The sequence below is a fragment of the Desulfovibrio legallii genome (assembly GCF_004309735.1).
Classification (GTDB): Bacteria; Desulfobacterota; Desulfovibrionia; order Desulfovibrionales; family Desulfovibrionaceae; genus Desulfovibrio; species Desulfovibrio legallii.
Genome location: NZ_SIXC01000005.1, coordinates 102,659 through 127,605, shown reverse-complemented (window position 1 = coordinate 127,605; position 24,947 = coordinate 102,659). Strand labels below are relative to the sequence as shown.

The following is a 24,947-nucleotide window of genomic DNA, read 5'->3' as shown; positions in this document are numbered from 1 at the left end:
TGCGCAGCTTCCTGCACGCATAGGGGCAGAGCTGCAGTTCCGCACGCGGTGTGCGGCTTCCCGACCGGCAAAAGGCCGTTGCCGCAAAAGCCCTCAAAAACCGCGTGCCTGCCGGAGCGGCAGCAAAAAGTTTACGGCACGCTCGCTCCGGCGCTTAACCGCGCAAATACCTTGCGCTTGTGCCTCCACAGGGGGCGGCTGCTTGGGCAACCGCCAGGGTATTGCAACGCTGCAATGCCCTATCCCGCAGCATTACCGCAAAAAGCCGGTCAGCGGCGAGGACGCCTGCGCCCCTTCGGCCTGGACGCGCACCGCGCCGGGGCCGGCCAGCCAGGCCTCGCGCCCGGCTTTGACCGCCGCGCCAAAGGCGGCGGCCATGCGTACAGGGTCTTCGGCCGAGGCAATGGCCGTGTTGACCAGGCAGGCGGCCGCGCCCATTTCCATGGCCTCGCAGGCCTGGGAGGGCCGGCCGATGCCCGCGTCCACGACGATGGGCAGATCCAGCTCGTCAATGAGGATGCCGATCATTTCCTTGGTGCGCAGGCCCCGGTTGGTGCCTATGGGCGCGCCCAGAGGCATGACGGCGGCGGCTCCGGCGTCAACGCAGGCGCGGGCCACATAGATATCGGGATTAATATAGGGCAGCACGGTGAAGCCTTCTTTGGCGAGGATTTCCGTGGCCTTGGCAGTTTCGTAGCCGTCGGGCAGCAAGTGGCGCGTGTCGGCGATGACTTCTATTTTGATCCAGTCGCCGCAGCCGGCTGCGCGGGCCAGGCGGGCCAGACGCACGGCTTCTTCGGCCGTGCGCGCGCCCGACGTATTGGGCAGCAGGCGCAGATTTTTGGGGATGTGGGCCATAACGCCCTGTCGGGCCGGGTCGGCCGCATCGGCGGGATTCTGGCGATCCACCCGGCGCATGGCCACGGTAATGACGGCAGCGCCGCTGGCGGCGGCCACCTGCGGAATAAGGCTGTCCGCCCCGTACTTGCCGGTGCCGATAAAAAGACGGCTGCTGAGGGTCACGCCGTTGATGACAAAAGAATCTTCCATGATGTTTGCTCCGTCTGCAAAAAAATTGCGGGTCGTGGTTTCAACGGAAAGAGGAATCCGGGAAAAACGCCGCCGGCCGAAGCCGGGACGCGGCGGTTAGCCGCCGCCCACAAACTGCACAATTTCCAGACGGTCGTCGTCCGCAAGCCGGGTCTGGGCAAAACGCTCGCGGGGCAGGATCTGCCCGTTGCGCTCCACCACCACCGCCGCGGGGTCGTGCCCGCGCGCGGCAAGCAGGTCGGCCACACTGCACCCTTGCGGGTGGGGCTCAGCCACGCCGTTGACCAGGATGTCCATAACGCACCTCCAAACTACAGGTTGGTGAGTAACGGACCGGCGGGCGCCCCGCTGCAGGGCTTCATGACGAAACGGCTCGCATGCGGCACAAAAAACGCCCGTCAGACCATTACGGCTGCGGGCGAGCACAAACCTGCGTTGTGGCAGGCTGGCCAGCTTCCCTTCGTCGGCACTATCCGCGTCAGGTGCAGAACCGCGTTTGTTTGCGCGGTTCTAGGGGTCAGGGCGCGATCACCCTTTCTCAGCCTTGTGTGGGCTCCCCCAGCCGGTATGTCTTACCATAGTACCGAGCCGGGGCGAATGCAAGGGCGGCAAGCCGGACGGAGGGCAGGGCCTTGGCGCGCAACGGATATATTCCTGACGTATTTAATGGGAAATGTATGCCGCACAACCCACGCGCCACGCGCCGTGCGGGGTTATGGACAGTAAAACTTGTTTGGTGTAGGCAAAAGTACATCTTCACTATCTGAGCACACCAGCGGGAATGTTCGGCATGGTACAGCCCGCCCATGTGTATACGCACAATTTTGCAGCAAGGAGGCGTTTGGGGGGAAGGAAGCAATAATTCAAGTATGTTGGCTATTGCCACGATCACGGTCTCAAGGATGCGTGACCGCTGGATTCGTAAACAGTTCTGACGGGAGAAGCCAGATGGAAGCTCTGGAGCATATCAATGCCCTGACTCTGGTCTTTGTGGCATTGTGCGTTTTTGCCATCGCCTACCGTTTTTACGGCATTTTTCTTGCCAACAAAGTGTTGCGGCTGGACGGCAGCCGCCCCACCCCGGCCGTGCGCTTTGCCGACGGCCACGACTATGTCAAAACCAATGAATTTGTGTTGTACGGGCACCATTTTGCCGCCATCGCCGCCGCTGGCCCGCTGGTGGGCCCGGTGCTGGCCGCGCAGTTCGGCTATCTGCCGGGCGCGCTCTGGATTCTGATCGGCTGCGTGCTGGGCGGCGCCGTGCACGATATGGTCATTCTGTTTGCTTCCGTGCGCCACAAAGGGCAGAGCCTTGCGGCCATTGCCACGCGCGAAGTGGGGCCGGTAACCGGCACCGTAGCCGGCATCGCCGTGCTCTGCATCCTGGTTCTGACCCTGGCGGGCCTTTCGCTGGCCTGCATCAGCGCCATGCACAACGCGCCCTGGTCTTTGTTCATCGTGGTCATCACCATGCCCATAGCCATGCTCATGGGCCTGATCATGCGCTACAAGCAGAACAGCGTCATCCTGGCCAGCGTGGTGGGCGTGGTTTTGCTGGTTATCGGCATCCTCAGCGGGCACGACCTTATGAAACAGGACGTGCTGGGCTGGGCCTTTGACTGGAACCGCAACACCGTGGCCATTGCCATTGCCGTGTACGGCTTCATCGCCTCGGTGCTGCCGGTGTGGTTTCTGCTGGTGCCGCGCGACTATCTTTCCACCTATCTGAAAATCGGCACCATCCTCATGCTGACCCTGGGCATCATCTTTGTGCGGCCCACGCTGCTCATGCCCACCATTACCCCCTTCATCAACGGCGGCGGCCCCGTCATCGGCGGGCCTGTGCTGCCCTTCATCTTCATCACCATTGCCTGCGGGGCCGTTTCCGGCTTCCACGCCATCATCGGTACGGGCACCACACCCAAGATGATCGCCAATGAGCGCGACATTCTGTTTGTGGGCTACGGCGCCATGCTGACGGAAGGCTTTGTGGCCATTATGGCCCTTATCGCCGCCTGCACGCTCATGCCCGGCGACTACTTTGCCATCAACGCTACCCCGGCCAAGTTCGACGCCCTGGTAGCCGCGCACCCGGCCCTCAATACCGTGGACCTGGGATTTTTTGAAGAAAAAATTGGCCTGAACCTGCACGCCCGTCCCGGCGGGGCCGTTTCTCTGGCCGTGGGCATGGCCCATATCTTCCACAAAATCCCGTACATGGACAGCCTGATGGCCTACTGGTACAACTTCGCCGTCATGTTTGAGGCGGTGTTCATCCTTACCGCCATTGACGCCGGCACGCGCGTGGGCCGCTTTTTCCTGCAGGAAATGCTGGGCAAGGTCTACGCGCCCTTTGGCGATAAGAACTGGGCCCCCGGCGTGGTCATTACCAGCCTGATCTTCACCTCCATGTGGGGCTACCTGGTCTACACCGGCAACATCAGCAGCATCTGGCCGCTCTTTGGCATGAGCAACCAGCTGCTGGCCGCCTGCGCCCTGATCGTCAGCACCACCATGCTGCTGCGTATGAACCGCGGCAAGCTCTGCCTGCTCACGGCCATACCCGGCGTGTTCATGGCGGCGGTCACGTTCTGGGCCGGCTATCTGCAGGTGGCGGGCGACTACATCCCCAACGGCAAGTATCTGCTGGCCACCCTGGCCTGCCTGGTCATGGTGCTGATGATCTTCGTCTTTGTAGGCACCTTCCGCCGCTGGAATGAACTCATGGGCATCAAGACTACCGTCAAGGACGCCTATGGAGAATCCGTGCGCGTCCTGGCCGAAGAGTAAGGTTACAAACACAGTATTGGGGGGGCGCTCCACGCCCCTTTTGGACAGCTCAGCCCCCGTGCGGCCAGACCGTGCGGGGGCTTTTCTTTGCCCTTTCCTGCCTGCGCCCTCACAACCTTTTCCCGTTGGCAAGCGGCCTTGCCCCTATGCATTGTCGCTGGCAGCAAGATGCCCCCTTCGACGCTTAGAGCATTTAACACTTGAAATGCTCGCTTACGGCAGGCAAAAGCCTGCCTTCTCGCATTTCGTGGCAAGGATTTTCAAGAAAATCCTTGCAGAGCAGTTAGCTCATTTCATTCGCTAACTGCTCTAGCCGCACAGCACAAGCGACCGCACCTTTTTGTGGATATAGTTGCAACAATTATTTTCATCCTTTTATTATACGCAGTTATCAAAAAAAGCTGTACCAAAACGGCTGCGAAATTTTTCTTTTGATTGCCAATAATTGCGGCGATGCGGTATCAAAATATGACTTTATCCAAAACAGATCTTGTCCGTATGCGAAAGGTTCCACGGTTTGCACCTGCAGCGCAGAGGTTCCATATGGATTACCGACCCTACGATCCGCCAACCATCTGTACCTTCAGGCATACTGACCACTGCGTCGAGCCGTCCCGCTGCCGGGGACGCCGCCGAAATCACGCCCACAGGCCTGAAAAACACCTCTCGTTGCGGCGTAATGCCTCCCGCCCCCCTCCCCCACACCCGAACACCGCCGACAACAACGCGGTATAACGGCCTGCGTCGGCCGTCCCGCAAGACCGTCCACCTCCCACGCCAAACTATCGTACTCTTGAAGGTGCTGCCGCAAAGACTGAACTGCAACAACACGAGGGGGCCTTATGCTGAAATATCTTAAAATTCTTTATGTTCAAGTGCTGATCGCTATTGCCATCGGCATTTTACTCGGACATTTTTACCCCGATATCGCCGTTAAGATGCAGCCTTTGGGCAGGGGTTTTATCAATCTCATCAAAATGATCATCGCCCCCCTGATCTTCTGTACCGTTGTTACGGGCATTGCCGGCATGTCGGACGTGAAGTCTGTGGGCAAAACCGGCGGCATCGCGCTGGCCTACTTCATGGTGCTCACCACTGTGGCCCTGATCATCGGCCTGGTGGTCGTCAATCTGGCGCAGCCCGGCGTAGGCATGAATGTGGACGTGAGCACCTTCGGCGAAGCCGAAAGACATCTGGCCGATCAGTACGCCGGCAAGGCTCACAGCAACAACCTGGTCAACTTTTTCATGAACATCATTCCCAAGACCTTTGCCTCAGCCTTTACCAGCGGCGAAATTCTGCAGGTGCTGCTGGTGGCCGTTCTTTTTGCCTTTGCGCTGCACTTCAGCGGAGCCAAGGGGCAAATCGTCTTTGATTTCATCAAAAGTTTTTCGGAAGTCATGTTCCGCATCATCAAGATCATCATGTATGTGGCTCCCCTGGGCGCTTTCGGGGCCATGGCCTTCACCATCGGCAAAGGAAGGCATCGGTTCGGTGGTTTCGCTGGGTGAGCTGATCGTCTGCTTCTATATCACCAGCATCCTCTTTGTGGTCGTGGTATTGGGTTTCATCGGCAGGCTCTGCGGCTTCAACGTGCTCAAATTTGTCCGCTACATCAAGGAAGAGCTGCTCATCGTGCTGGGCACTTCCTCGTCCGAATCCGTGCTGCCCAATATGCTGCACAAGATGGAGCGCCTTGGCTGTCATAAGAGCGTGGTGGACCTGGTCATCCCCACCGGCTATTCCTTTAACCTGGACGGCACGGCCATTTACCTGACCATGGCTTCGGTCTTTCTGGCCCAGGCCACCAACACGCCCATGACCCTCAGTGACGAACTGATCCTGCTGACCGTGCTGCTCATATCCTCCAAGGGCGCGGCAGCCGTAACGGGCGGCGCGTTTATCGTGCTGGCCGGCACCCTGGGTTCCGTGGGCAGCATCCCGCCCGAAAGCATTGCCATCATCTTCGGCATTGACCGCTTTATGTCCGAAGCCCGCGCCCTCACCAACCTGGTGGGGTATGGCGTGGGCACCATCGCCGTGGCCAAGATGACCGGTCAGCTCGACGGCGACAGGATGCGCGACGTGCTTGATAAAAAGGGAGAAGCCCTGGCAGCGGAAGCCGCCTGACGCTGACTCCGCATCCGTTATGCCGCGGCCCGTCGGACGGAAGTTCTCCGTACGGCGGGCCGCGCGCAATTTCGCCCCTGCGGGGCCGTTTTTCTGCACTTCAATGCCGCCCCCTGCCGCAACACGGCCGAATTCTCTACCCCGCGATGCCCCTCTGCACCCCGCAGCAAACACTCTTTGGCGGCTGCGACCGGTGCTCCGCCCCGTCCATATGCTGCGGCAAGCGCGACACAAGGATCTTCACGCTTCCGGCGAACCGGCGCGCCACAAAAAACGGCCGCCCAAGGCGGCCGTAAAGCAAGGCGGCAGCGGCAGACCTACCAGATAGACTGCACGGCCTCCATAGCCAGTTGCACCATTCTTTCAGGGGCCACGCCCAAGGCCACCACCAGCCCCACCAGGCAGATGCCCGCCAGACGCGTGCCCACGGCCGGGGCCGGCGCGGCCGCTTCCGCAGGGGCGGCTTCAGTGTAGGCCGCGCGCACCACCTGCAAATAATAATAGATGCCTATGGCCGTATTGATGGCGGCAATAACCACCAAAACGCTGTGCCCCGCCTTCCAGGCCCCGGTCAGCAGCAGAAACTTGCCCATAAAGCCCACAAAGGGCGGAATGCCCGCCAGGGCAAACATGCTCACGCCCAGCACAAAAGCCAACAGGGGTGAGCGCCCGGCAAGGCCGTTAAGGTCGCGCACGGCCGGGTTCTCGCCCTGCGGGGCCACGGCGCAGAGCACCAGAAAGGCTGCCAGCATCATGAACAGATAGCCCGTGGCGTAGTACAGGGCCGTGCCAAAGCCCCAGCTTTGCAAGGTCACCATGCCCAGCAAAATATAGCCCGCGTGGGCAATGCCCGAAAAGCCCAACATGCGCTTGACGTCCGTCTGCACCAGAGCCACCAGGTTGCCGTAACACATGGAGGCGATGGAAAGCGCCGTAAGCAGCCAGACCAGCGGTCCGGGGCCCGGTTCAGCCAAAGCGCAGAAGCGGGCCAGCACGGCCACGGCCGCCACCTTGGGCAAGGAGGAAATAAAAGCTGTGGTGTCGTTGGAAGCGCCCTGGTAGACGTCAGGCGCCCAGAAATGGAAGGGGAACACGGCCAACTTGAAGAACATGCCGCAAAGCAGCATGCACAGGGCGATGGCGGCGGTAACCTGCACGCCGGCCGCGTGCATGACGGGCAGGGCTTTGGCCAGATAGGTGGTGCCCGTAAGGCCAAAAATCCAGCTCATGCCAAAGAGCATGATGCCCGAAGCCGTCACGCCGAACAGCAGGTATTTGACCGCCGCTTCCATGGGCAGGCGCAGGCTCTCCGACGGCGTGCGCATGGGCACCAGCAGGTACAGGGAATAGGAAGAAAGCTCCAGGGCCACAAACAGGGTGATCAGCTCCACGCTGCTGGAAAGCAGGGTCAGCCCCAGCAGGGCCGTGAGCAGAAAAAGGTAGTATTCCGCCCGCATCCGCACGGAAACACCCCGCACGTCCGCACCAAACAGGGTCAGCAGGGTAAAGCCCGTGGCCAGGGCGCATTTGACCAGCTGGGAGAAAAGATCCACCCGGTAAGCGCCGTAAAACAGCTCTCCCGTGGCGGAAAGGCTGACAAAACAGGCCACGGCAAAGGCCGCGCCCACACCCAGCGCCACCAGGCGCAGGCTCTGCGGGCGGCATGCCGTAAGGGTCATGCCGAAGGCCAGAAGGCAGCCGGCAAGAAGAACCAGTTCCGGGGCAAAGAGATGTGCGTTCATGCGTGGGCCTTGTCTGTGCTTGGGGTTCGGGTCAACGCGCAAAAAGCTCGGCCAGGGCCAGGGCGTTGTGGGCCTGGTAGCCGGTCTGGGCCAGCAGATGGTCCAGGCTTGGCCGCATGACCCGGAGGAAGGGCTCCGGGGCCAGGCCTATCCAGAAAACAAAGGCCAGCAAAGGCGCCAGGGTCACGGTTTCACGCCAGCCCAGATCCCGCATATGGGATTGGTCCGGGTTGTGCGTGCCGCCCCAGATGACGCGCTGCAGCATCCGCAGCATGTAGGCGGCGGCCAGGATGGCTCCGGGCACGGCGCAGACCGCCACGATCTTGTTGTTAAAAAAGGCCCCGGCCAGGATGAGAAACTCGCCCACAAAGCTGTTGGTGCCGGGAAAGGCTAAGGACGAGAGAGAAAAGAACGTCAGATACGTCACATAGATGGGCATAAATTTGCCCAGGCCGGCAGCGTCGTTCAGCTCCCGGCTGTGGGAGCGTTCGTAGACCATGCCCACGCAGAGGAACAGGGCGCCCGTGGTCACGCCGTGGTTGATCATCTGCAGCATGGCCCCTTCCAGACCGCGCTGATTCAGGGAGAAGATGCCCAGGGTCACAAAGCCCATATGCCCCACACTGGAATAGGCAATGAGCTTTTTCATGTCCTGCTGGGCCAGGGCGGTCAGGCCGCCGTAAAGGATGCCCGCCACGGAAAGCCACTGCAGGGCCGGCAACAGGTCAATGGCCGCCGTCGGCGTAATGGGCAGGCAAAAGCGCAGAAAGCCGTAGGTGCCCATCTTGAGCAGAACAGAAGCCAGCAGTACGGAGCCCGCCGTGGGCGCTTCCACATGGGCTGCGGGCAGCCAGGTGTGGAAGGGAAACATGGGCACCTTGATGGCAAAGGCGATGAAAAAGGCCAGAAAGACCAGCAGCTGGAAGTTGGCGGCGTACTGCTGCCCCATAAGCGCCGGAATGCTGAAGGTGCCCTGATTGATGTACAGGGCCACAATGGCCACCAGCAGAAAAACCGATCCGGCCAGAGTGTACAGGAAAAACTTCACCGAAGCGTAGGCCTTGCGCGGACCGCCCCACACGGCGATAAGCAGGTACATGGGGATGAGCATGGCCTCCCAGAGCACGTAAAAGAGCACCAGGTCCAGGGCCATGAACACGCCCAGCATGGACGTTTCCATCACCAGCAAACAGACCATAAACTCCTTGACCCGGCTCTGGATATACCGCCAGGAGCCCAGCACGCAGATGGGCATGATGAGCGTAGTCAGCAGCACCAGCAAAAGCGAAATGCCGTCCACCCCCAAGGTATAATTGACATTGAAGGTCTCAATCCACGGGCGGTGCTCGCCAAACTGGAACAGGGACGACGTGGGGTCAAAATGCGTGTACAGCGGCAGGGAAAGCCCGGCATTGACCAAGGTGACGGCCAGCGTCCAGAGCCGCACGAGGTTGTCGCCGCGCAGCAGAGGCACCACCGCCGCCCCGGCCAGGGGCAGAAAAATCAGCAGTGAAAGAATGGGAAAGCCCAGGGTGTTCATGCTCAAAAAATCCATGGTGGCCATCTCCTTCCCGATCCGTTCAGACCAGCGCCAGCAGCGTGAGCACCACAGCCATTACCGCGACCATGGAAACAATATTGGTTTGCAGCCTGCCGCTCTGCACCAGGCGCAGCACCCCGCCCAGAGCGCGCACGCTCCGAGCCGCGCCGTCCACCACCGTATCTATGCCGTGCCAGTCAAACCAGGACCAGAAGCGCGCGGAGCGCATCAGCGGCACTATGCCCTGCCGGTTCCAGGTCTGGCCCACGGCCGTATCCACAGACTGCACGGGCTTGCGCGCAAACCAGTAGAACAGCCGCCCGCCCATGCGGTAAAACCAGTCCAGGTCCAGGCTGATGGTGGGTTCGGGCGTGAGCTTTTTGAGCAGCAAAAAGAAGCCCAGAGCCGTAAAAAGCAGGATTTGCAGCGTCTCTGAAATGTGCGCCGCCGTGTACGGATCATAGGCGGCCGCCGCTTCGGGGAAGGGCAGCATGTTGTAGAGATACGGCGTGTAGCAGCCGATAAAGATGCACAAAAAGGCCGCCGCGGCCATGGCCACCTGCATGTTCTTGGGCGGATCGCAGGCGCGCTTCCAGGTTTCTTCAGAGCAGTTGTTCTTGCCGAACCAGATGAAGTACGGCACCTTCAGCCCTGTGTGCAAAAAGGTTCCCGCCGAAGCCAGGGTAAGCAGAAAGCCCGCCCAGTAGTTGTGGGCCTCAAAACCGGCGGACACGATCATGGCCTTGCTCACAAAGCCGCTGAACAGCGGGAAGGCCGAAATGGAAAGCCCCCCTATGAGCGTGAACACAAAGGTCCGGGGCATTTTTTTATACAGCCCGCCCAACTGGGTAAACTTGCTTACGCCCGTCATCTGCAGCACCGAGCCGCAGCCCATAAACAACAGGCCCTTGTACAGGATGTGGGCAAAGGCATGGGCGCAGGCCCCGTTGATGGCCAGGGGCGTGCCTATGCCCACGGCTGCCACCATGTAGCCCACCTGGCTGATGATGTGGTAGGCCAGCAGCCGGCGGGCGTCGTTTTCCAGCACGGCGTAGACTACGCCGTAGAGAGCCATGCCCACGCCCAGGGGCACCAGCACCTCCATGCCCGCAAAACTGCGCGCCAGCACGTACACGGCCGTCTTGGTCGTAAAGGCGCACATGAACACCGCGCCCGTCACCGTGGCTTCGCCGTAAGCGTCGGGCAGCCAGGCGTGCAGGGGCGGTACGGCGGCGTTGAGAATGAAGCCCGCCATAATCAGATAGGTATACGCCTGCGGGTCGGTCACGCCTATGGGCCCAAAGCTCAGGTCGCCCGTAGCCCGGTAGCGCAGCACCAGCCCGGCCAGCAGCAGCAGGCCGCCCGCCGTGTGCACCAGCAGGTAGCGGTAGCCCGCGCCCAGCGAGGCCTTGCGCCCCCGGAACCAGACCAGAAATACGGATGAAAAAGCCATGACCTCCCAGAACAGAAAAAGCGTCAGGTAGTCGCCGCAAAAGATGACGCCCAGAGAGCCCGCCACATAGATCCAGGCAGCCATGTGCTGGGCCGGCTGCTCCACATGCAGGCCATAAACGGTGCCGATGATGCACATGAGCGTCATGATGTAGGCAAAAACCAGGCTCAGGGCGTCCACCCGGCCGAAGGTCAGCGTCCACTTCATGAAGGGCACCACGCCGTACACGCCGTTGTGCCCCTGCATGAGCAGCACGGCGGCAAAGGCCAGCACGGGCACCAGCACCAGAAAGACCTTGCGCGCCGCCCTGGGCACAAAGGGCAACAGCGCAGCCCCCAGCAGGAGCACGGCAGAGGGATGGATCCAGGGTTCAGTCATCGTAATAATCCTCGCGGGTCATGATGCCCAAATGGCCAAACCACTTGGAAACGATGATGATTACAACACAGGCCACAAAGCCGAAGACAGCCCAGAAACCTGGCAGGCGCTCCATAAAGGTGTGCACATGCTCCTTGGGAACAAACAGGGCGTCCCACAGCACCACCAAGGCCAGCAAAACCAGACAGGCGCGGATAGTGCCCTTGAGCCTGGCGCGGAAAAATTCGATGATTCTGACTATCATCCTGTCACCGCCTTCACGAAGGACATGATGGCGTCGGGATAGACGCCCAGAAGCACAGACACGATTGCGGCCAGAAGAATGGGCACCACCATGGCCAGCGGGGCCTCGCGGATGCCCTGCGTCGCCTCTCCTGCCGGGCGCTTGCCGAAAAAGGCCTTGTAGGTCACCGGGGCAAAGTAAGCCACGTTCAGCAAGGTGCTGGCCAGCAGCACCAGCATGATGCCCACGGCATGGGCGGGCATCTCCATGGCCCCGGTCAGCAGCTTCCACTTAGTCACAAAGCCCGCCACGGGCGGCGCGCCGATCATGGAAAGAGAAGCCACCGCAAAGGCCGCAAAGGTAAAGGGCATGGTGCGCCCCAGGCCGCTCATCTCCGAAATGCACTTCTTGTGCGTGGCCACATAGATAGCCCCGGCGCAGAAAAAGAGCGTAATCTTGGAAAAGGCGTGGTTGGCAATGTGCACAATGCCGCCCTGAATGCCGTCCACGGTAAGCAGGGCCACGCCCAGAATGATGTAGGAAAGCTGGCTCACCGTGGAATAGGCCAGCCGCGCCTTAAGGTTGTCCTTGGTCAACGCGATGACCGAGGCCGTAAGGATGGTGAAGGAAACAAAATAGGCCGTGGGCACGCCCAGGTTGAGGCTTTTCATCAGGTCTGTGCCGAAGACGTAGAGCATGACCCGCGTGGTGCAGAACACGCCCACCTTCACCACGGCCACAGCGTGCAACAGGGCCGACACCGGCGTAGGCGCAACCATGGCCCCCGGCAACCAGTGGTGCAGCGGCATGATGCCATTTTTGGCAAAGCCCAGCAGGCAGCAGACGTAGAGCACCGTGGCCAGGGCATTGCTGACCCCGCCGTGGAAGATGCCCTCGTGGCTGTTGTGGGCAAAGTCCAGATTGCCCGTGAGCACGTAGATGACGATCATGGCGGGCAGCACCAGACCCTTGGCCGTAGTGGTCAGGTAGACGATATACTTGCGCGCGCCTTCATACCCCTCTTCGTCCTGGTGGTGGGCCACCAGGGGGTAGGTGCAGATGCTGACCACCTCATAGAACAGGTAGAGGGTAAAGAGGTTGTCCGCAAAGGCCACGCCCATGGCTCCGAACAGGGTCAGCGCGAAACAGACGCTGAAGCGGGTCTGGGCGTGCTCCTTGAGGCCGCGCATGTAGCCCGCCGAGTAGAACACGGTGATAATCCACAAAAATGAAGCCACCAGGGCAAAAACCATAGAAAAGGCGTCGGCCCGAAAACTTACCGAAAGCCCCGGAAGAATGGGAAAGAGCGTCTGGTGCAGGGTGAGGCCGCGCCCCACAGGCGCGGGGGCCACGTCGGGGATCATGGAGGCCACCAGGGCAAACATGACCACCGCCGTGACAAAGGAGACCGTCTCGCGCACGTTGGGCCAGCGCCCGGTCAGCACGACCAGGCAGGCGCCCACGAGGCCGGAGAATACGGCGGCCAGGGGTATGACGGATGCAACCATTTCCATGTGCTCCCCCAGAGCGGTTGCGCGCGGGGGTCTGCCCCCCTCGCGCCGTGTGAGCTGTAAAAAATCCCGACCGCAGCTTTCAACTGCCCACGGTCTGCGCCGTCAGCCCCCTGCCGGGGCCTCTGGAGCAATGGCAAAATAACCTTGCTCTAGCCGTGCATATCCGAGGGCCCGTCCGTCTCAATGGAGCGGTAGAGCCGGTATACGGCCAGAATAATGGAGAGGACGATGACCGCCTCTGCCGCCGCAATGGCCATGACAAACAGGGTGGCCACCTGCCCCGCCACCGGGTCCGGGGCCGTAAAGCGCCCAAAAGCCATAAAATTCACCGAAGCTCCGCAGAGGATCAGCTCCGAAGCGATAAGCATGCCGATAAAGGTGCGCCGCACGGCCATGCCAAACAAGCCCAGACCGAACAGGCCCGCGCCGATAATCAGGTACGCTTCCAACGACTGGCTTGCGCTGGCGATCATTTCTCCCTCCCGTGGCGCGCCAGGGCCAGCGCGCCTACCATGGCCACCACCAGAACCACGGAAATAAGCTCAAAACTCATGGAGTAGGTGCTCAACAGAGCCTCGCCCACGCGCTCCACCGTGCCGGGGGCCTGTGCAGCGGGGGGTTGCGGCCATACGCCATACAATGCCTGCCCCGCCAGAACCACCGTCACCAAAACGCTGCCCGCCGCGCCCAGCAGCACTGTAAAGCCCCGCCGCCGGGGCGCGCGCCGGGCGTCGGTGGTTTCCGCCAACATGATGGCAAAGGTGATGGTGACGCAAAGCGCGCCCACATAGATGAGCATCTGCATAAAAGCCACAAAGGGGCTGGAAAGATAGTAGTAAAGGCCCGCCACCCCCGTGAAGCACAGGGCCAGCCCCGCCACCCGGCGGATAAGCGAGTGCGCCCCCACGGCCAGCACGCCGCCCGTAAAGGTCACCACCACAAAGAACCAGAAAATGCCTTCGGCCAGAGCCGCCAGGGTCTGCGGGCTGAACATCACGGACGCTCCTTGAGCCGCCGGACGAGATCGAAATGGTAGTCCTTCGCGTCAAAGCCGGCCAGGTTGTATTCGCGTGAAAAGGTCAGGGCCTCTGTGGGGCAGGCTTCCACACACATGCCGCACAGGCTGCAGCGGGTAAAATCCAGTTCGTAGCGGGTAAGCGTTTTTTTCTTGGCGCCCTCCAGCTTTTCCCCTTCCAAAGAAATGCAGCCGGACGGACAGGCCTTTTGGCAGGAACCGCAGACAATGCAACGGTCCTTGCCCGTTTCCGGGTCGTACACCAGGTCGATGTGCCCCCGGTAACGCGGGGGGATGGGCGGCGTTTCGCGCGGGTAGCAGCTTGTGACCACGGGCATGAAAAAATAGCGCAGGGTGATGCCCATGCCCACCACCAGGCTCCAGCCGCCGGCAAAAATATTTTTGAAGTATGTGGTCATGCTAAAACACCTTGAGCAGCGCGCTGGTGAGCAGAAGGTTAATGAGCGCCACGGGGATAAGCACCTTCCACGAAAGGTTCAGCAAGCCGTAAAATGTGGTGCGCGGAAAGGTCCAGCGTATCCATACCACGGTAAAGATGACGGCGTAGAGCTTGATAAGCAGCCAGTGCGGACCGGGCCAAAGACCCAAGGGGCAATCCCAGCCGCCCAGAAACAAAATGGTGAGCAAGGTGGAGCCCACCACCACATTGGCGTACTCGCCCATGAAATAGACGCCGAAGCCCATGCCCGAATATTCCGTAAAAGCCCCGGCCACCAGCTCACTTTCAGCTTCGGCCATGTCAAAGGGGGCGCGGTTGGTTTCAGCCAGCATACAGATAAAGAAAATAACGCAGGCCACGGGCATGAGGGGGCTCGCCCCCAGGCGAAAAGCGTTCCAGTGCCAGAAGCCGCCGGACTGTTCGGCCACCGTCGTGCCCAGATTGAGCGTGCCCGTGACCATGACCAGGCTGACCACCACCAACAGCATGGGAATTTCATAGGCTACGTTCTGAGAAACCACACGCGCCGCGGAAATGACCGCAAACTTGTTGCGTGAGCCCCAGGCCCCCAGCAAAAGGCCCATGACGTTGACCGAGGCGAAGGCGTAGATGGCCAGCAAGCCCAGGTTCAGGTCGCGGGCCACCAGCCCCGGCCCGTACGGCAGGGCCACAAAGCTGAGAAAGGCCGGGGTCATGACCAATACGGGCCCCAGGCAGAACAGCACGCCGTCGGCATCCTTGGGGATAAAGACCTGCTTGACCATGAGCTTGACGCCGTCGGCAATGGGCTGCAACAGACCGTAGGGCCCCACTTCCTTGGGGCCGATGCGGCGCTGGATGTGCCCGGCCACCTTGCGCTCCACCCAGACCAGATAGGCCGCGTTGAGGGCCACAAAGGCGAGGAAGCCCAAAAGGTAGAGCAACAGGCGCAGGGGTTCGGAGTTCCAGTTCATGACGTGCCTTCCTCAGCGGTCGATGTCGGGGATCACCAGGTCCAGGCTGCCCAGAAGCGCCAGAGCGTCGGGCAGCAGCATGCCTTTACAGGCCTCGCCGAAGACCAGCAGGTTGGAAAAACAGGGCGTGCGCAGCTTAAGCCGCCAGGGCGAACCCGTGCCGTCGCTGACGGCGTGGATGCCCAGAAGGCCGCGCGCCGTTTCCACCGCGTGGTAGTAATCGCCCTTGGGCGGCTTGATGTTTTTGGGCACCTTGGCCGCCATAACCGGCCCGCCGGGCAGCTGCTCCAGAGCCTGTTCAATGATACGCAGGCTCTGTTCCATCTCATCCATGCGCACATTGTAGCGCGCCAGGGAGTCGGCCTCATGGTATACGGGCACGTCAAAGCGGAAGCGGTCATAGACGCTGTAGGGCTCGTGGCGGCGCACGTCAAAGGCAATGCCCGCGCCGCGCGCCACCGGTCCCGTGGCCCCGTACTTGCGGCACATTTCCGCAGAGACAATGCCCACACCTTCCAGGCGCTGGCGGAAAATAAGATTCTTGGTAACCAGGTTGTGGTACATGGGCAGACGGGAACGCATCCTTTTAATGAAGGCCCGCGTCCCGGCCACAAAATTTTCGTCCACGTCGTTGTAGACCCCGCCGAAGCGGAAATAGCAGTACGTCAGGCGGGATCCGGTCACGGACTCCAGCAGGTCCAGAATCTGTTCGCGGTCGTCAAAGGCATACAGCAGGGGGGAGAAGCCGCCAAGGTCCAACACAAAGGCCCCCAGCCAGAGCAAATGGCTGGAAACGCGGTTGAGCTCCGTGGTGATGACCCGGATGTACTGGGCGCGCTCCGGCGCTTCAATGCCAGCGGCGCGCTCCACCACACAGGCGTAACCGAAATTGTAGGCCAGGGCGTGCAGGTAGTCCATACGGCCCGTATTGGCCATGAACTGCGCCCAGGTGCGGTTTTCAGCCATCTTTTCGTGCATACGGTGGATGTAGCCCAGCACGGGCTCGGCCTCCACAATATACTCCCCGTCCATGACGACCTTGACGCGCAGCACGCCGTGCGTGGCGGGATGCTGCGGCCCCAGGTTCAGGACGAAACGCTCGTCGGTGGGACTTTGGGCCAGGAAGTTCATGCGCCATAATCCTTGAGCAGGGGGTGATAATCCGCGTCCTCAGGCAACAACAGGGGCACAAGATAGGGATGCCCCGTAAACACAATGCCGAAAAATTCATGAATTTCGCGCTCGTGCCAATGCGCTATGGGGTAGATCTGCGCAATGCTCGGCAACTGCGGGGCGGAACGCGGCACGCGCACCCGCACGGACACCCGGTGCCGGGCCGCATAGCGGTTGCAGTCGTAAACCACTTCCAGCTCGTCCTCTTCGGGAATGCCGGGGGCCGCCTCTTGCGGGGCTGCCGCAGGGGCCGTTGCTGCGCCGTCCGCCGCAGCTTCCGCGTCTGCCGCGGCTTTGGCGGCGGCAGCCGCTTTGGCCTTGGCCTCCTTGAGCAGGGTTTCCCGCTCGCCCAGCCAGTCCACGCCGGTCATGCCCTCAAGAAAATACCCTGCCGCATCCAGCAGGCCCACAGCCTCCGGAACGGCCGTTGCAGGCACGCGCACCTCCAGGTCATAGCCCAGGGCGGCGTGATCCGTGTCCCGCACGCTCACGCCCGGCAAGGCTGCAAGACGCGCGCGCAGGGCTGCCGGATCCGCGTGCGCGGGGGTTGCGCTCATGCGGGGGGCCTCAGGCAACATGACCGTTCACCTCCATGGCAAGGGGCGCGTCCGTGTCGTTGTCGCTCTGGGGCGCGGCCTGGGCCGACGCCTCCCGCGCGGCGGCGGGTCCGGGCAGGGGGGGCGGCGTCACTACGGGCCAGCGCCGCTTGCCCGTGAGTTTTTCTTCCAGCTTGAGGATGCCCTCAATAAGAGCTTCGGGCCGCGGCGGACAGCCGGGAATGTAGACATCCACGGGGAAGAGCTTGTCCACCCCTTCCACAATGCCGTACTGCCCCTCGTAGACAAAGGGCCCGCCGGAAATGGCGCAGTTGCCCATGGCAATGACCCACTTGGGTTCGGGCATTTGGTCGTACAGGGTCTGCACGGCCGGGGCCATTTTTTTGTTGACCGTGCCGGAAACGATCATCACGTCGCTCTGGCGCGGCGACGGCCGAAAGACCTCCGCCCCGAAGCGGGCCAGATCAAAGCGTGACGCGCCGGCGGCCATCATCTCAATGGCACAGCAGGCCAGACCAAAGGTCATGGGCCAGAGCGAATTGGCCCGGCACAAATCCAGCAGCCGGTCCAGACTCGAAAACTGGACTACCGATCCGAAAACATTTTCCTCTGCCACTGGAACACTCCCTTTTTCCACGCGTACACGATAACCAGGGACAAAATGCCCACAAAGAGGAAGACTTCCACAAATGCCCGCAAGTCGCTGACTATTGTAGTTTTGGCATAGATAATGGCCACGGGAAAGAGAAACAGAATATCCACGGCAAAAGCCAGGAAAAGCAAGGCATACATATAGTACACAGCGCCGAACTTTATCCAGGCGTCGCCGATGGGGTCTATGCCGCATTCAACTATCTGCCGGGTTTTGCCGACAGTGTTGCGCGTCAGACGCGGCGCAAGAAAAAAGACCAGTACAAATGGCCCCAGCGCAAAGCTGATGCCCCCCAGGCAAAAAACCATAATGTAGACAAGGTCCATAACATCATTGGCGGCCATAGAGCATCTCACTCTGTGTAAAAGACAACAAAAATATTTTCAAAGGAGATATTGACTGCGCAACCAGTCTATTCCCTTTTTATATTGTTTTGTGGAATACAAAAATTATATAGTTGTGTCAACGACTCTTTCAAAAAAATATTTACTCAGTGCAAAAATTCACAACAAATTCCTAAAGAAAATTATAATTGACTATCCCAATAGGACATTCACAGACACTGCACCTGTTTTCACGGTAATAATACATGGAATGTTCGTGCATTAGCAAAAAAAAGCAGCCCCCGCGAGGACCGAGCCTGACCGGCGCCAAAGGGCGGCAGCAGACCAAATTCCGGCAAGACCGCAAGCCGCGCCGGAGTGCAAAAATATCCCGTCACAAGCGCACAAGACCCGCCCTGATGTTCAAAACAGGGCGGGTCTTACGGCTTTATCCGAGAAAAACAGGAGCTACATCAAGGGGGGGGCTACCTCAAAGGGAGGGGCACAGCGGTCCGTTGAAGGCGCTTGCCCCCGTCTTTGGTGTAGCCAACAACAGAGGCTCCCCTGTGCCCCCACCTAGGCCGCAAAAATTTCACGCCTGCACTTCGGAATAGGCTTTGTCCTTGGGGGCCTGCTGCACAGATTGCAAAAAACGGCTTGCAGGATCGTCCCAGGGGTGGCCGGGTGCCCCTCCCAAAACTTGGGCCAGAATAGCCAGCAGGATTTGCTCGGCATCACCTCCCTCAGATGATAGGTTTTGCCTTTGTGGCGCTTGCATAGGTCGGCAGCCTGCGCTTCATCCCTTGTTTGCCACACAGGCACAGGCCGTTGACCGGCAACAGGCTTACCCGTAATCTGTGGGGACGGAGGCATTATGTCGCTTACCCTTGAAGAACTGGTCGAAACTGCCATAGAGAATCAGCGCGTAATCCTTGAGCTTGAACTGAAAAAAAAGGGGGTTCCGCTGAACTACCTGGATGAAAATGGGCAGTATACCCTTCGCTATCCCGATGGTCACACGGAAACGATGTCACTCAACGAAGCCCAACAACAGGTCAGGTAATGCCCACGCTCTTGTGCATCTGCGGCCCAAATGGGGCAGGCAAGAGCACTTTTTCAAGGGCGATTGCTATGCGGGAAAATCTGCTGGTTATTGACCCTGATAAACTTGCTGCAGAAGGCTTGTCTCCCATAGCCGCTGGTAAGGCTGCTGCTCGTATGGCTCACCTTTTTCTGGAAGAGGGAGTTTCATTTGCGCGAGAGTCTACCCTTACCGCCAGGTTTGACTTCACGCTGATGGCAAAGGCAAAACAGCGAGGCTATAAAATTGAGCTTGTATACATATGCCTTGCGTCAGAAATGCTTGCGCTGAAACGAGTTGCGGCTCGCGCGTCACGGGGGGGACATAGAGTTCCGCCTCGGGATGTTATCCGCCGTTTTAGCCGCAGCCTTGAAAATTTGCCAAAAGCTATTGCGCTGGCGGACAAAGTGACTATTCTGGATAACTCCTTCTGTAATTACAAAAGGCTATCCTAGCCAGTCTGATAACAACATATTTTGAAGCGCCCGGTTCCCTTAAAAAGGGGGCTCTACCTCAAAGACAGGGGCACAGCGGTCCGTTGAAGGCGCTTGCCGGCTCTACCTCAAAGACGGGGGCACAGCGGTCCGTTGAAGGCGCTTGCCCCCGTCTTTGGTGTAGAGCCTGTATACAGGATAATGTGTACAAAAAATTAAGGGGTCACGGTTTTCACCGTAACCCCTTGAAAAATGGTGGAGAAGAAGGGATTTGAACCCTCGACCCCCGCCTTGCGAAGGCGATGCTCTCCCAGCTGAGCTACTTCCCCACACAGCGCCAACTGCGCAGGACAACAGCAATAGGCAAAACGCCCTATTTTGTCAAGCGGCTATGCCCGCAGGGCAGGTATAGCCACGCCTGGTGGCGGCAAGCGCCCGCCTCTGCCAAGCGCCCGCCCGCGCAAAACTTCCGTACCGCATCCTGCGAGCCAAAGCCGAAAATGGACCAAAAGAGGACGGCTGGAAAAACAATGGCCGTGCTTGTCAGCGCAGCAACAAACACGACTCTGGTCAGAGGCGCGCAGGCCGAACCCGCCGCGCCCCAGAAAAAGTTTTTTGAAGGAAGGGGAGGCACGGGGGAAGGAGCGCTTTTGTGAACAAAAGTTCCCCCTTCCCCCGTAATAAACCTGGCTTTCGCCAATTTCGTCCAGTTCGCCCTACTCCGCCCTGGCCGGGGCGGTCGGGGTTGCTGCCGGGGTTGCTGCCGGCGTGGCTGTCTGGTGGGCCTGCTGCCGCCGGGCCAGTTCCTGCGCGTCTGTGGTCAGCAAGCCGGGCCGTGCGCCGCTGTCCTGCCAGCCGCCGCCCAGGGCCATGCACACGCCCACCACGCTGTCCAGACGGTCGCGCAGGGCGCCGGCCAGTTGCAGTTCGGCGGCAAAGAGCTGGCGTTCGGCGTCCAGCACGGTCAGGTAGTCCGTATAGCCGTTGTCGTACTGCAGCCGGGCGATCTGGGTGGAGCGGCGCAGGCTTTCCACCTGGATCTGCATGCTGCGCACAATGGCGTCGGCCTCGCGCTGGGCCGTGAGGGACGTGCGAATGTCGGCAAAGGCGTTTTGCACAGCCTTGCGGTATTCGGCAATGGCGGCGCGCTTTTTGGCTTCCGCGTCCTTAAGGTTGTACCAGTTGTTACCGAAGTCCAGCAGGGGCACATTGCCCGAAACCCCGTAACTCCACACGCCGGCCGGCCCGCTGAACAGGCTGCCCACGGAGGAGCTGACCGTGCCCAGCATGCCCGTAAGGGAAATGGAGGGGAAAAACTGAGCGCGGGCCACGCCGATATTGGCGTTATTAGCCATAATCAGAAACTCGGCGGCGCGGATGTCCGGGCGGCGTTCCAGCAGGTCCGAAGGCAGACCGGCCGGCAAGGCAGGCGGCGCAGGCAGCATGCTGATGGCCTGACCACGGACCATGGCGCGCTCCATGATGTCGCGGGGCGAGCGGCCCAGCAGCACGGCCAGGGCGGCTTCGGCCTTGTCCACAGCCACGGTGCTGGTGTGCACCTGGGCGCGGGCGGTTTCCACTTCGGCGCGGGCGCGCTGCCAGTCCAGCTCGGTAATGTCGCCCTGCTTGTAACGGCTGGAGTAGATGCTGAAGGCATCTTCACGCGTTTTGAGGGTGCGCCGGGCCGTATCCAGTTGCATGTCCAGAGCCAGCAGAGAGAAATAGGCCTGTGCGGTTTCTCCGGCCACGGCCAGGCGTTTGGCTTCGTGCCCGATAACCGTATTCATGAGCACGTCGCCCAACATGGTGCGCCGGTTGCGCAGCTTGCCCCAGAAGTCCAGTTCCCAGGCGGCGCTGAGCGAGCCCTGATACGTGGTGGATGAACGGGTAAGGCCCTTGTCTTCGTAGGAGCCGGTATTGGGCGCTTTTTCCGAAGCGCTGGAAGACAGCGCCTCGCCCGAGCCCGAAACCTGGGGCAGAAGCCCGGCGGTGGCCACCCCTACCTGGGCGGCGGCGGAGTCTATGTTGGCCAGGGATTGGGCCAGATCCTGATTATTCTTGAGGGCCTCCTCCACCAGTGCGCTGAGCACGGGATCGTTGAACCGGTTCCACCAGTCCGTGTGCAGCGGCGTCGCGCCCAGGTCCACACTGCGCCACTGGGCGGGAAGCTCCTGATCGGGCCGATCATAGTGAGGCGCCAGAGAACAGCCCGACAGCAGCGCAAGGCAGGCCAGCATCCACAGCAGAGGCGTGGCGCGGACGGAGCGGAGAACGCTCATATTTCCTCCTGTTCGTCCCCCACGGAGTTACGGCCTTCGTGGGGATCGGTCTTGCCCTGGATTTTCAGCGAGATCTGCATGATCAGCTTGAAGAAGAAGGGGATGAAAAGCGTGGCGATGCAGGTGGCCACCAGCATGCCGCCGATGACCGCCGTGCCGATGGAGTGGCGGCTGTTGGCCCCCGCGCCGGAACTGATGGCCAAAGGCACGCACCCCAGAATGAAGGCCAGGGAGGTCATGATGATAGGCCGGAAGCGCAGCTTGGAGGCGTGCAAGGCTGCGGCGTCCAGGCTGCGGCCGGCGCGCCAGGCCTCTACGGCGAACTCCACGATGAGGATGGCGTTTTTGGCGGCCAACCCGATGAGGGTGACCAGGGCCACCTGAAAGTAGACGTCGTTGGAAAGGCCCCGCGCCCAGGTGGCCAGCAGCGCGCCAAACACGCCGAAGGGCACGGCCGTGAGCACGGCCAGGGGCAGGGACCAGGATTCGTACTGGGCGGCCAGAATCAGGAAAACCATGACCAGGGCCAGCACAAAGATGGTGGTGGTATCGGCGCTGGCCAGCTTTTCCTGCAGGGCCGAGCCCACCCAGCCCAGCTGATAGTCGGTGTCCAGCACAGCGGCCGCGGCTTCTTCCATGGCCGCGATGGCCTGACCGGAAGAATAGCCCGGCGCGGGAGAACCCATGACGTGGGCGGCGGGGAAAACGTTATAGCGCTCCACCACCTGAGGGGCCGTGCGGCGCTCAAGGGTCATAACCGCGGTGAGAGGCACCATTTCGCCTTTGTTGTTGGGCACGTAGACGTCGTTCAGGTCTTCCGGCAAGTCGCGATAGTTGTGTTCGGATTGCAGACGCACCTGGAAGGTGCGGCCCAGGTAGTTGAAGTCGTTGACGTAGGCCCCGCCAAAGGTGCCGCCCATGGCCGTGAACACGTCGGCAATGCTGATGCCCATGTCCTTGCAGCGGTCGCGGTCCAGGTTGGCGTAGAGCTGAGGGGAACCGGTGGAAAAGAGGTTGCGCACCATGCCGATAGCCGGGTATTTGGGCGTGCCGTCGGGCTTTTTGGCAGAGGCCTCGGCCACAAGTTTGTTGGCCATGGCCTCCATGTCCTTGAGGCTGCCGGTGCCGCGCATCTGCACATAGCCTTCAAAGCCGCCGGTGGTGCTCATGCCGCTGATGGGCGGCGGGGTAAAGCCCAACACCACGGCTTCGGGCTGCATCATGGTAACAGCCATGACCTTGCTCGTGACGTCGTCGGCGGACATGCCCGGCGCAGTGCGTTCTTCCCAGGGTTTGAGCTTGGCAAAAAAGGTGCCGTAGTTGCTCTTGACGGAAATGGAGGTGATGTCCAGGCCGTTGATGGTGGTAATGGCCTCCACGGCAGGCTGTTTGGTCAGAAAGCCGGTGATCACCTCGCCCACCTTGGCGGTACGGGGCTGGGACGCGCCGTCGTCCAGAATGTACATGCCCAGCATGTAACCCTGGTCTTCGTTGGGCACGAGGCCGCCGGGCACCACGCGGAAAAGCCAGGCCGTAAAGGCCACCATGATGGCGCAAAGCACAAGGGCGCGCACCGTGGATTTTTTGATAAAGCGAACAATATTGACGTAGCGGCGGGTCACCCGGCCAAAGGCGTAGTTGAACCAGACAAAACCCCGCAAGGGTTTGTAGTCGTGATCGTGGGGCTTGAGCAGCAGGGCGCAGAGGGCCGGGGTGAGGGTCAGGGCCACCACGCCGGAGAGCACCACCGAAACGGAAATGGTGATGGCGAACTGCTTGTACATCTGCCCGGCCAGACCGCCCATAAAGGAAACCGGGATAAACACGGCGCAGAGCACCAGCACAATGGCCACCACCGGGGCGGTAACCTCGTTCATGGCTTTGGCCGTGGCCTCCTTGGGCGGCAAATGCTCCGTACTCATGATGCGTTCCACGTTTTCCAGCACCACGATGGCATCGTCCACCACAATGCCGATGGCCAGCACCATAGCGAAAAGCGTAAGTGTATTAATAGTGTAGCCGAAGGCGTAGAGGCCCGCAAAAGTACCGATGATGGACACGGGCACGGCGATGCAGGGGATGAGCGTGGCCCGCCAGTTCTGCAAAAAGACATAGACCACGATGATGACCAGGATCATGGCTTCCACCAGAGTGGAAAGCACCTCGTGGATGGACTCCAGCACAAAGTCGTTGGTGTCCACCACGATTTTGTATTCCATGCCGTCCGGCAGGCGTTGGCCGATTTCGGCCAGCTTGGCCTTAACGCGGTCGCCGGTGGCGATGGCGTTGGCCCCGGGCAGCAGGTAAACTGCGCCCATGCGGGCCACCATACCGTTGTAGGTGGAACTGACGCTGTAGTCCTTGCCGCCCATTTCAATGTGGGCCACGTCCCTAAGACGCAGCATGGCGCTGTCCGGCCCGGAACGGATAATGATTTCGCCGAATTCTTCAGGCGTCACCAGACGCCCCTGGGTGTCTATCTGCCAGGCCAGCTGGGTGTCGGCGCTGGTAGGCATATCGCCCAGGCGTCCGGGAGCGTACTGGGAGTTCTGCTCCTGGATGGCGGCCTTCACCTGGTTGACGGAAACCCCGTACTTGGCCAGCTTGTCCGGCTGGAGCCAGACGCGCATGGCGTAGTCCATGGAGCCGAAGACGGAACAGTCGCCCACGCCTTCCACGCGCTTGAGCTCGTCCACCACGTTGATCTGCATCCAGTTGTGGATGTAAATCTGGTCATAGCGGCCGTCTGGCGAAAAGAAGGCAAAGGCCTGGAGCATGGCCGGCGAACGTTTGACCACGCTCACACCCTGGCGGCGCACGTCTTCGGGCAGGGTGGTCTGGGCCAAGTTAACCTTGTTGTTGACGTTAACCAGGGCCATGTCCGGGTTGGAGCCCAGGGCAAAGTAGACGTTGATGCTGCCGGAGCCGGAGCCGGAGCCGGCGGTGGAAGTCATGTAGAGCATGTTTTCCACGCCGTTGATGCTCACTTCCAGCGGGGCCAGCACCGTAGAGGCGATGGTTTCCGCAGAAGCGCCCGGATACGCGGCCGACACATTGACCGTGGGCGGCACCAGATCGGGGTATTGGGCAATGGGCAGGGCCTTCATGGCCAGCGCGCCCACCAAAGTAATGACAATGGAGATGACTGATGAAAGAACCGGCCTGCGCAAAAAGAAATTGGGCTTGGTGGAAACAGCCAT

General features: G+C 60.7%; 22 protein-coding genes and 1 tRNA gene. 5 read left to right on the top strand and 18 right to left on the bottom strand.

What is annotated here, in order from left to right; all coding sequences use genetic code 11:
- Positions 1 to 252: 252 nt before the first annotated feature.
- Together EB812_RS05270 and thiS are read right to left on the bottom strand one after the other, a co-directional pair.
- Positions 253 to 1,050, bottom strand: coding sequence for a thiazole synthase (locus EB812_RS05270; RefSeq protein WP_118230201.1), 798 nt, complete (start codon positions 1,048 to 1,050; stop codon positions 253 to 255).
- A 96-nt stretch (positions 1,051 to 1,146) separates the two neighbouring features.
- The gene (thiS, locus tag EB812_RS05265; RefSeq protein ID WP_118230202.1) at positions 1,147 to 1,347 is read right to left on the bottom strand and encodes a sulfur carrier protein ThiS; all 201 of its coding nucleotides are present in this window, start codon (positions 1,345 to 1,347) and stop codon (positions 1,147 to 1,149) included.
- Positions 1,348 to 1,998: 651 nt separating this feature from the next.
- Between thiS and EB812_RS05260 the strand changes: the two genes are divergently transcribed.
- From EB812_RS05260 to EB812_RS11885, 3 genes are all read left to right on the top strand, one after another.
- Positions 1,999 to 3,840 carry a carbon starvation CstA family protein gene (locus tag EB812_RS05260; protein WP_242621208.1) on the top strand — a complete coding sequence of 614 codons (1,842 nt, stop codon included), beginning with the start codon at positions 1,999 to 2,001 and terminating at the stop codon, positions 3,838 to 3,840.
- A gap of 842 nt (positions 3,841 to 4,682) precedes the next feature.
- Positions 4,683 to 5,351, top strand: coding sequence for a cation:dicarboxylate symporter family transporter (locus tag EB812_RS11890; protein WP_278184280.1), 669 nt, complete (start codon positions 4,683 to 4,685; stop codon positions 5,349 to 5,351).
- Positions 5,269 to 5,970 (top strand): cation:dicarboxylate symporter family transporter, encoded by a 702-nt coding sequence (locus EB812_RS11885; RefSeq protein ID WP_278184279.1) that lies wholly within the window; start codon positions 5,269 to 5,271, stop codon positions 5,968 to 5,970. The genes EB812_RS11890 and EB812_RS11885 overlap by 83 nt, the downstream gene beginning before the upstream one ends.
- A 317-nt stretch (positions 5,971 to 6,287) precedes the next feature.
- Here EB812_RS11885 and EB812_RS05250 read toward each other — a convergent pair whose 3' ends face one another.
- The 13 genes from EB812_RS05250 to EB812_RS05190 all read right to left on the bottom strand — a co-directional run bounded on the left by EB812_RS05250 (position 6,288) and on the right by EB812_RS05190 (position 17,974).
- Complete coding sequence (locus EB812_RS05250; RefSeq protein WP_130957900.1) at positions 6,288 to 7,712, bottom strand: NADH-quinone oxidoreductase subunit N; 1,425 nt, start codon at positions 7,710 to 7,712, stop codon at positions 6,288 to 6,290.
- 31 nt (positions 7,713 to 7,743) lie between these two features.
- On the bottom strand, positions 7,744 to 9,267 hold the full coding sequence (locus EB812_RS05245; RefSeq protein ID WP_118230229.1) for an NADH-quinone oxidoreductase subunit M: 1,524 nt from the start codon (positions 9,265 to 9,267) through the stop codon (positions 7,744 to 7,746).
- A 25-nt stretch (positions 9,268 to 9,292) separates the two neighbouring features.
- Positions 9,293 to 11,083 (bottom strand): Na(+)/H(+) antiporter subunit D, encoded by a 1,791-nt coding sequence (locus EB812_RS05240; RefSeq protein WP_118230204.1) that lies wholly within the window; start codon positions 11,081 to 11,083, stop codon positions 9,293 to 9,295.
- Positions 11,076 to 11,327 carry a hypothetical protein gene (locus tag EB812_RS05235; RefSeq protein ID WP_118230205.1) on the bottom strand — a complete coding sequence of 84 codons (252 nt, stop codon included), beginning with the start codon at positions 11,325 to 11,327 and terminating at the stop codon, positions 11,076 to 11,078. The genes EB812_RS05240 and EB812_RS05235 overlap by 8 nt, the downstream gene beginning before the upstream one ends.
- Positions 11,324 to 12,820, bottom strand: a complete 1,497-nt coding sequence (locus EB812_RS05230; protein WP_118230206.1) for a monovalent cation/H+ antiporter subunit D family protein — start codon at positions 12,818 to 12,820, stop codon at positions 11,324 to 11,326. The genes EB812_RS05235 and EB812_RS05230 overlap by 4 nt, the downstream gene beginning before the upstream one ends.
- Positions 12,821 to 12,969: 149 nt before the next feature.
- Positions 12,970 to 13,293, bottom strand: a complete 324-nt coding sequence (gene nuoK / locus EB812_RS05225; RefSeq protein WP_118230207.1) for an NADH-quinone oxidoreductase subunit NuoK — start codon at positions 13,291 to 13,293, stop codon at positions 12,970 to 12,972.
- Positions 13,290 to 13,814, bottom strand: coding sequence for an NADH-quinone oxidoreductase subunit J family protein (locus tag EB812_RS05220; protein ID WP_118230208.1), 525 nt, complete (start codon positions 13,812 to 13,814; stop codon positions 13,290 to 13,292). Before EB812_RS05220 ends, nuoK begins: the two co-directional genes overlap by 4 nt.
- Complete coding sequence (locus EB812_RS05215; RefSeq protein ID WP_118230209.1) at positions 13,814 to 14,254, bottom strand: NuoI/complex I 23 kDa subunit family protein; 441 nt, start codon at positions 14,252 to 14,254, stop codon at positions 13,814 to 13,816. The genes EB812_RS05220 and EB812_RS05215 overlap by 1 nt, the downstream gene beginning before the upstream one ends.
- A gap of 1 nt (position 14,255) precedes the next feature.
- Positions 14,256 to 15,248, bottom strand: a complete 993-nt coding sequence (gene nuoH / locus EB812_RS05210; protein ID WP_118230210.1) for an NADH-quinone oxidoreductase subunit NuoH — start codon at positions 15,246 to 15,248, stop codon at positions 14,256 to 14,258.
- Between the two features lie 12 nt (positions 15,249 to 15,260).
- Positions 15,261 to 16,379 (bottom strand): NADH-quinone oxidoreductase subunit D, encoded by a 1,119-nt coding sequence (locus EB812_RS05205; RefSeq protein ID WP_118230211.1) that lies wholly within the window; start codon positions 16,377 to 16,379, stop codon positions 15,261 to 15,263.
- Positions 16,376 to 16,978: an NADH-quinone oxidoreductase subunit C gene (locus EB812_RS05200; protein ID WP_118230230.1), complete on the bottom strand. Its 603-nt coding sequence runs from the start codon at positions 16,976 to 16,978 to the stop codon at positions 16,376 to 16,378. Before EB812_RS05200 ends, EB812_RS05205 begins: the two co-directional genes overlap by 4 nt.
- 10 nt (positions 16,979 to 16,988) lie before the next feature.
- Positions 16,989 to 17,594, bottom strand: a complete 606-nt coding sequence (locus EB812_RS05195; RefSeq protein WP_242621207.1) for an NADH-quinone oxidoreductase subunit B — start codon at positions 17,592 to 17,594, stop codon at positions 16,989 to 16,991.
- Positions 17,564 to 17,974: an NADH-quinone oxidoreductase subunit A gene (locus EB812_RS05190; RefSeq protein ID WP_118230213.1), complete on the bottom strand. Its 411-nt coding sequence runs from the start codon at positions 17,972 to 17,974 to the stop codon at positions 17,564 to 17,566. Before EB812_RS05190 ends, EB812_RS05195 begins: the two co-directional genes overlap by 31 nt.
- A gap of 853 nt (positions 17,975 to 18,827) precedes the next feature.
- Between EB812_RS05190 and EB812_RS05185 the strand changes: the two genes are divergently transcribed.
- A complete protein-coding gene (locus EB812_RS05185) occupies positions 18,828 to 19,016 on the top strand; it encodes a hypothetical protein (RefSeq protein ID WP_118230214.1) in 189 nt (62 codons plus the stop codon).
- The gene (locus EB812_RS05180) at positions 19,016 to 19,489 is read left to right on the top strand and encodes an ATPase (protein WP_118230215.1); all 474 of its coding nucleotides are present in this window, start codon (positions 19,016 to 19,018) and stop codon (positions 19,487 to 19,489) included. The genes EB812_RS05185 and EB812_RS05180 overlap by 1 nt, the downstream gene beginning before the upstream one ends.
- A gap of 232 nt (positions 19,490 to 19,721) precedes the next feature.
- Here the strand turns inward: EB812_RS05180 and EB812_RS05175 are convergent.
- From EB812_RS05175 to EB812_RS05165, 3 genes are all read right to left on the bottom strand, one after another.
- Positions 19,722 to 19,797, bottom strand: a tRNA-Ala gene (locus EB812_RS05175).
- Positions 19,798 to 20,184: 387 nt separating this feature from the next.
- A complete protein-coding gene (locus EB812_RS05170; protein WP_118230216.1) occupies positions 20,185 to 21,747 on the bottom strand; it encodes an efflux transporter outer membrane subunit in 1,563 nt (520 codons plus the stop codon).
- Complete coding sequence (locus EB812_RS05165; RefSeq protein ID WP_118230217.1) at positions 21,744 to 24,947, bottom strand: efflux RND transporter permease subunit; 3,204 nt, start codon at positions 24,945 to 24,947, stop codon at positions 21,744 to 21,746. The genes EB812_RS05170 and EB812_RS05165 overlap by 4 nt, the downstream gene beginning before the upstream one ends.

What these genes read in the sequence shown, in the direction of transcription:
- EB812_RS05270 (WP_118230201.1), bottom strand. Translation starts at nt 1,050, where the DNA reads ATGGAAGATTCTTTTGTCATCAACGGCGTGACCCTCAGCAGCCGTCTT.
- thiS (WP_118230202.1), bottom strand. Translation starts at nt 1,347, where the DNA reads ATGGACATCCTGGTCAACGGCGTGGCTGAGCCCCACCCGCAAGGGTGC.
- EB812_RS05260 (WP_242621208.1), top strand. Translation starts at nt 1,999, where the DNA reads ATGGAAGCTCTGGAGCATATCAATGCCCTGACTCTGGTCTTTGTGGCA.
- EB812_RS11890 (WP_278184280.1), top strand. Translation starts at nt 4,683, where the DNA reads ATGCTGAAATATCTTAAAATTCTTTATGTTCAAGTGCTGATCGCTATT.
- EB812_RS11885 (WP_278184279.1), top strand. Translation starts at nt 5,269, where the DNA reads ATGTGGCTCCCCTGGGCGCTTTCGGGGCCATGGCCTTCACCATCGGCA.
- EB812_RS05250 (WP_130957900.1), bottom strand. Translation starts at nt 7,712, where the DNA reads ATGAACGCACATCTCTTTGCCCCGGAACTGGTTCTTCTTGCCGGCTGC.
- EB812_RS05245 (WP_118230229.1), bottom strand. Translation starts at nt 9,267, where the DNA reads ATGGATTTTTTGAGCATGAACACCCTGGGCTTTCCCATTCTTTCACTG.
- EB812_RS05240 (WP_118230204.1), bottom strand. Translation starts at nt 11,083, where the DNA reads ATGACTGAACCCTGGATCCATCCCTCTGCCGTGCTCCTGCTGGGGGCT.
- EB812_RS05235 (WP_118230205.1), bottom strand. Translation starts at nt 11,327, where the DNA reads ATGATAGTCAGAATCATCGAATTTTTCCGCGCCAGGCTCAAGGGCACT.
- EB812_RS05230 (WP_118230206.1), bottom strand. Translation starts at nt 12,820, where the DNA reads ATGGAAATGGTTGCATCCGTCATACCCCTGGCCGCCGTATTCTCCGGC.
- nuoK (WP_118230207.1), bottom strand. Translation starts at nt 13,293, where the DNA reads ATGATCGCCAGCGCAAGCCAGTCGTTGGAAGCGTACCTGATTATCGGC.
- EB812_RS05220 (WP_118230208.1), bottom strand. Translation starts at nt 13,814, where the DNA reads ATGTTCAGCCCGCAGACCCTGGCGGCTCTGGCCGAAGGCATTTTCTGG.
- EB812_RS05215 (WP_118230209.1), bottom strand. Translation starts at nt 14,254, where the DNA reads ATGACCACATACTTCAAAAATATTTTTGCCGGCGGCTGGAGCCTGGTG.
- nuoH (WP_118230210.1), bottom strand. Translation starts at nt 15,248, where the DNA reads ATGAACTGGAACTCCGAACCCCTGCGCCTGTTGCTCTACCTTTTGGGC.
- EB812_RS05205 (WP_118230211.1), bottom strand. Translation starts at nt 16,379, where the DNA reads ATGAACTTCCTGGCCCAAAGTCCCACCGACGAGCGTTTCGTCCTGAAC.
- EB812_RS05200 (WP_118230230.1), bottom strand. Translation starts at nt 16,978, where the DNA reads ATGAGCGCAACCCCCGCGCACGCGGATCCGGCAGCCCTGCGCGCGCGT.
- EB812_RS05190 (WP_118230213.1), bottom strand. Translation starts at nt 17,974, where the DNA reads ATGGCCGCCAATGATGTTATGGACCTTGTCTACATTATGGTTTTTTGC.
- EB812_RS05185 (WP_118230214.1), top strand. Translation starts at nt 18,828, where the DNA reads ATGTCGCTTACCCTTGAAGAACTGGTCGAAACTGCCATAGAGAATCAG.
- EB812_RS05180 (WP_118230215.1), top strand. Translation starts at nt 19,016, where the DNA reads ATGCCCACGCTCTTGTGCATCTGCGGCCCAAATGGGGCAGGCAAGAGC.
- EB812_RS05170 (WP_118230216.1), bottom strand. Translation starts at nt 21,747, where the DNA reads ATGAGCGTTCTCCGCTCCGTCCGCGCCACGCCTCTGCTGTGGATGCTG.
- EB812_RS05165 (WP_118230217.1), bottom strand. Translation starts at nt 24,947, where the DNA reads ATGGCTGTTTCCACCAAGCCCAATTTCTTTTTGCGCAGGCCGGTTCTT.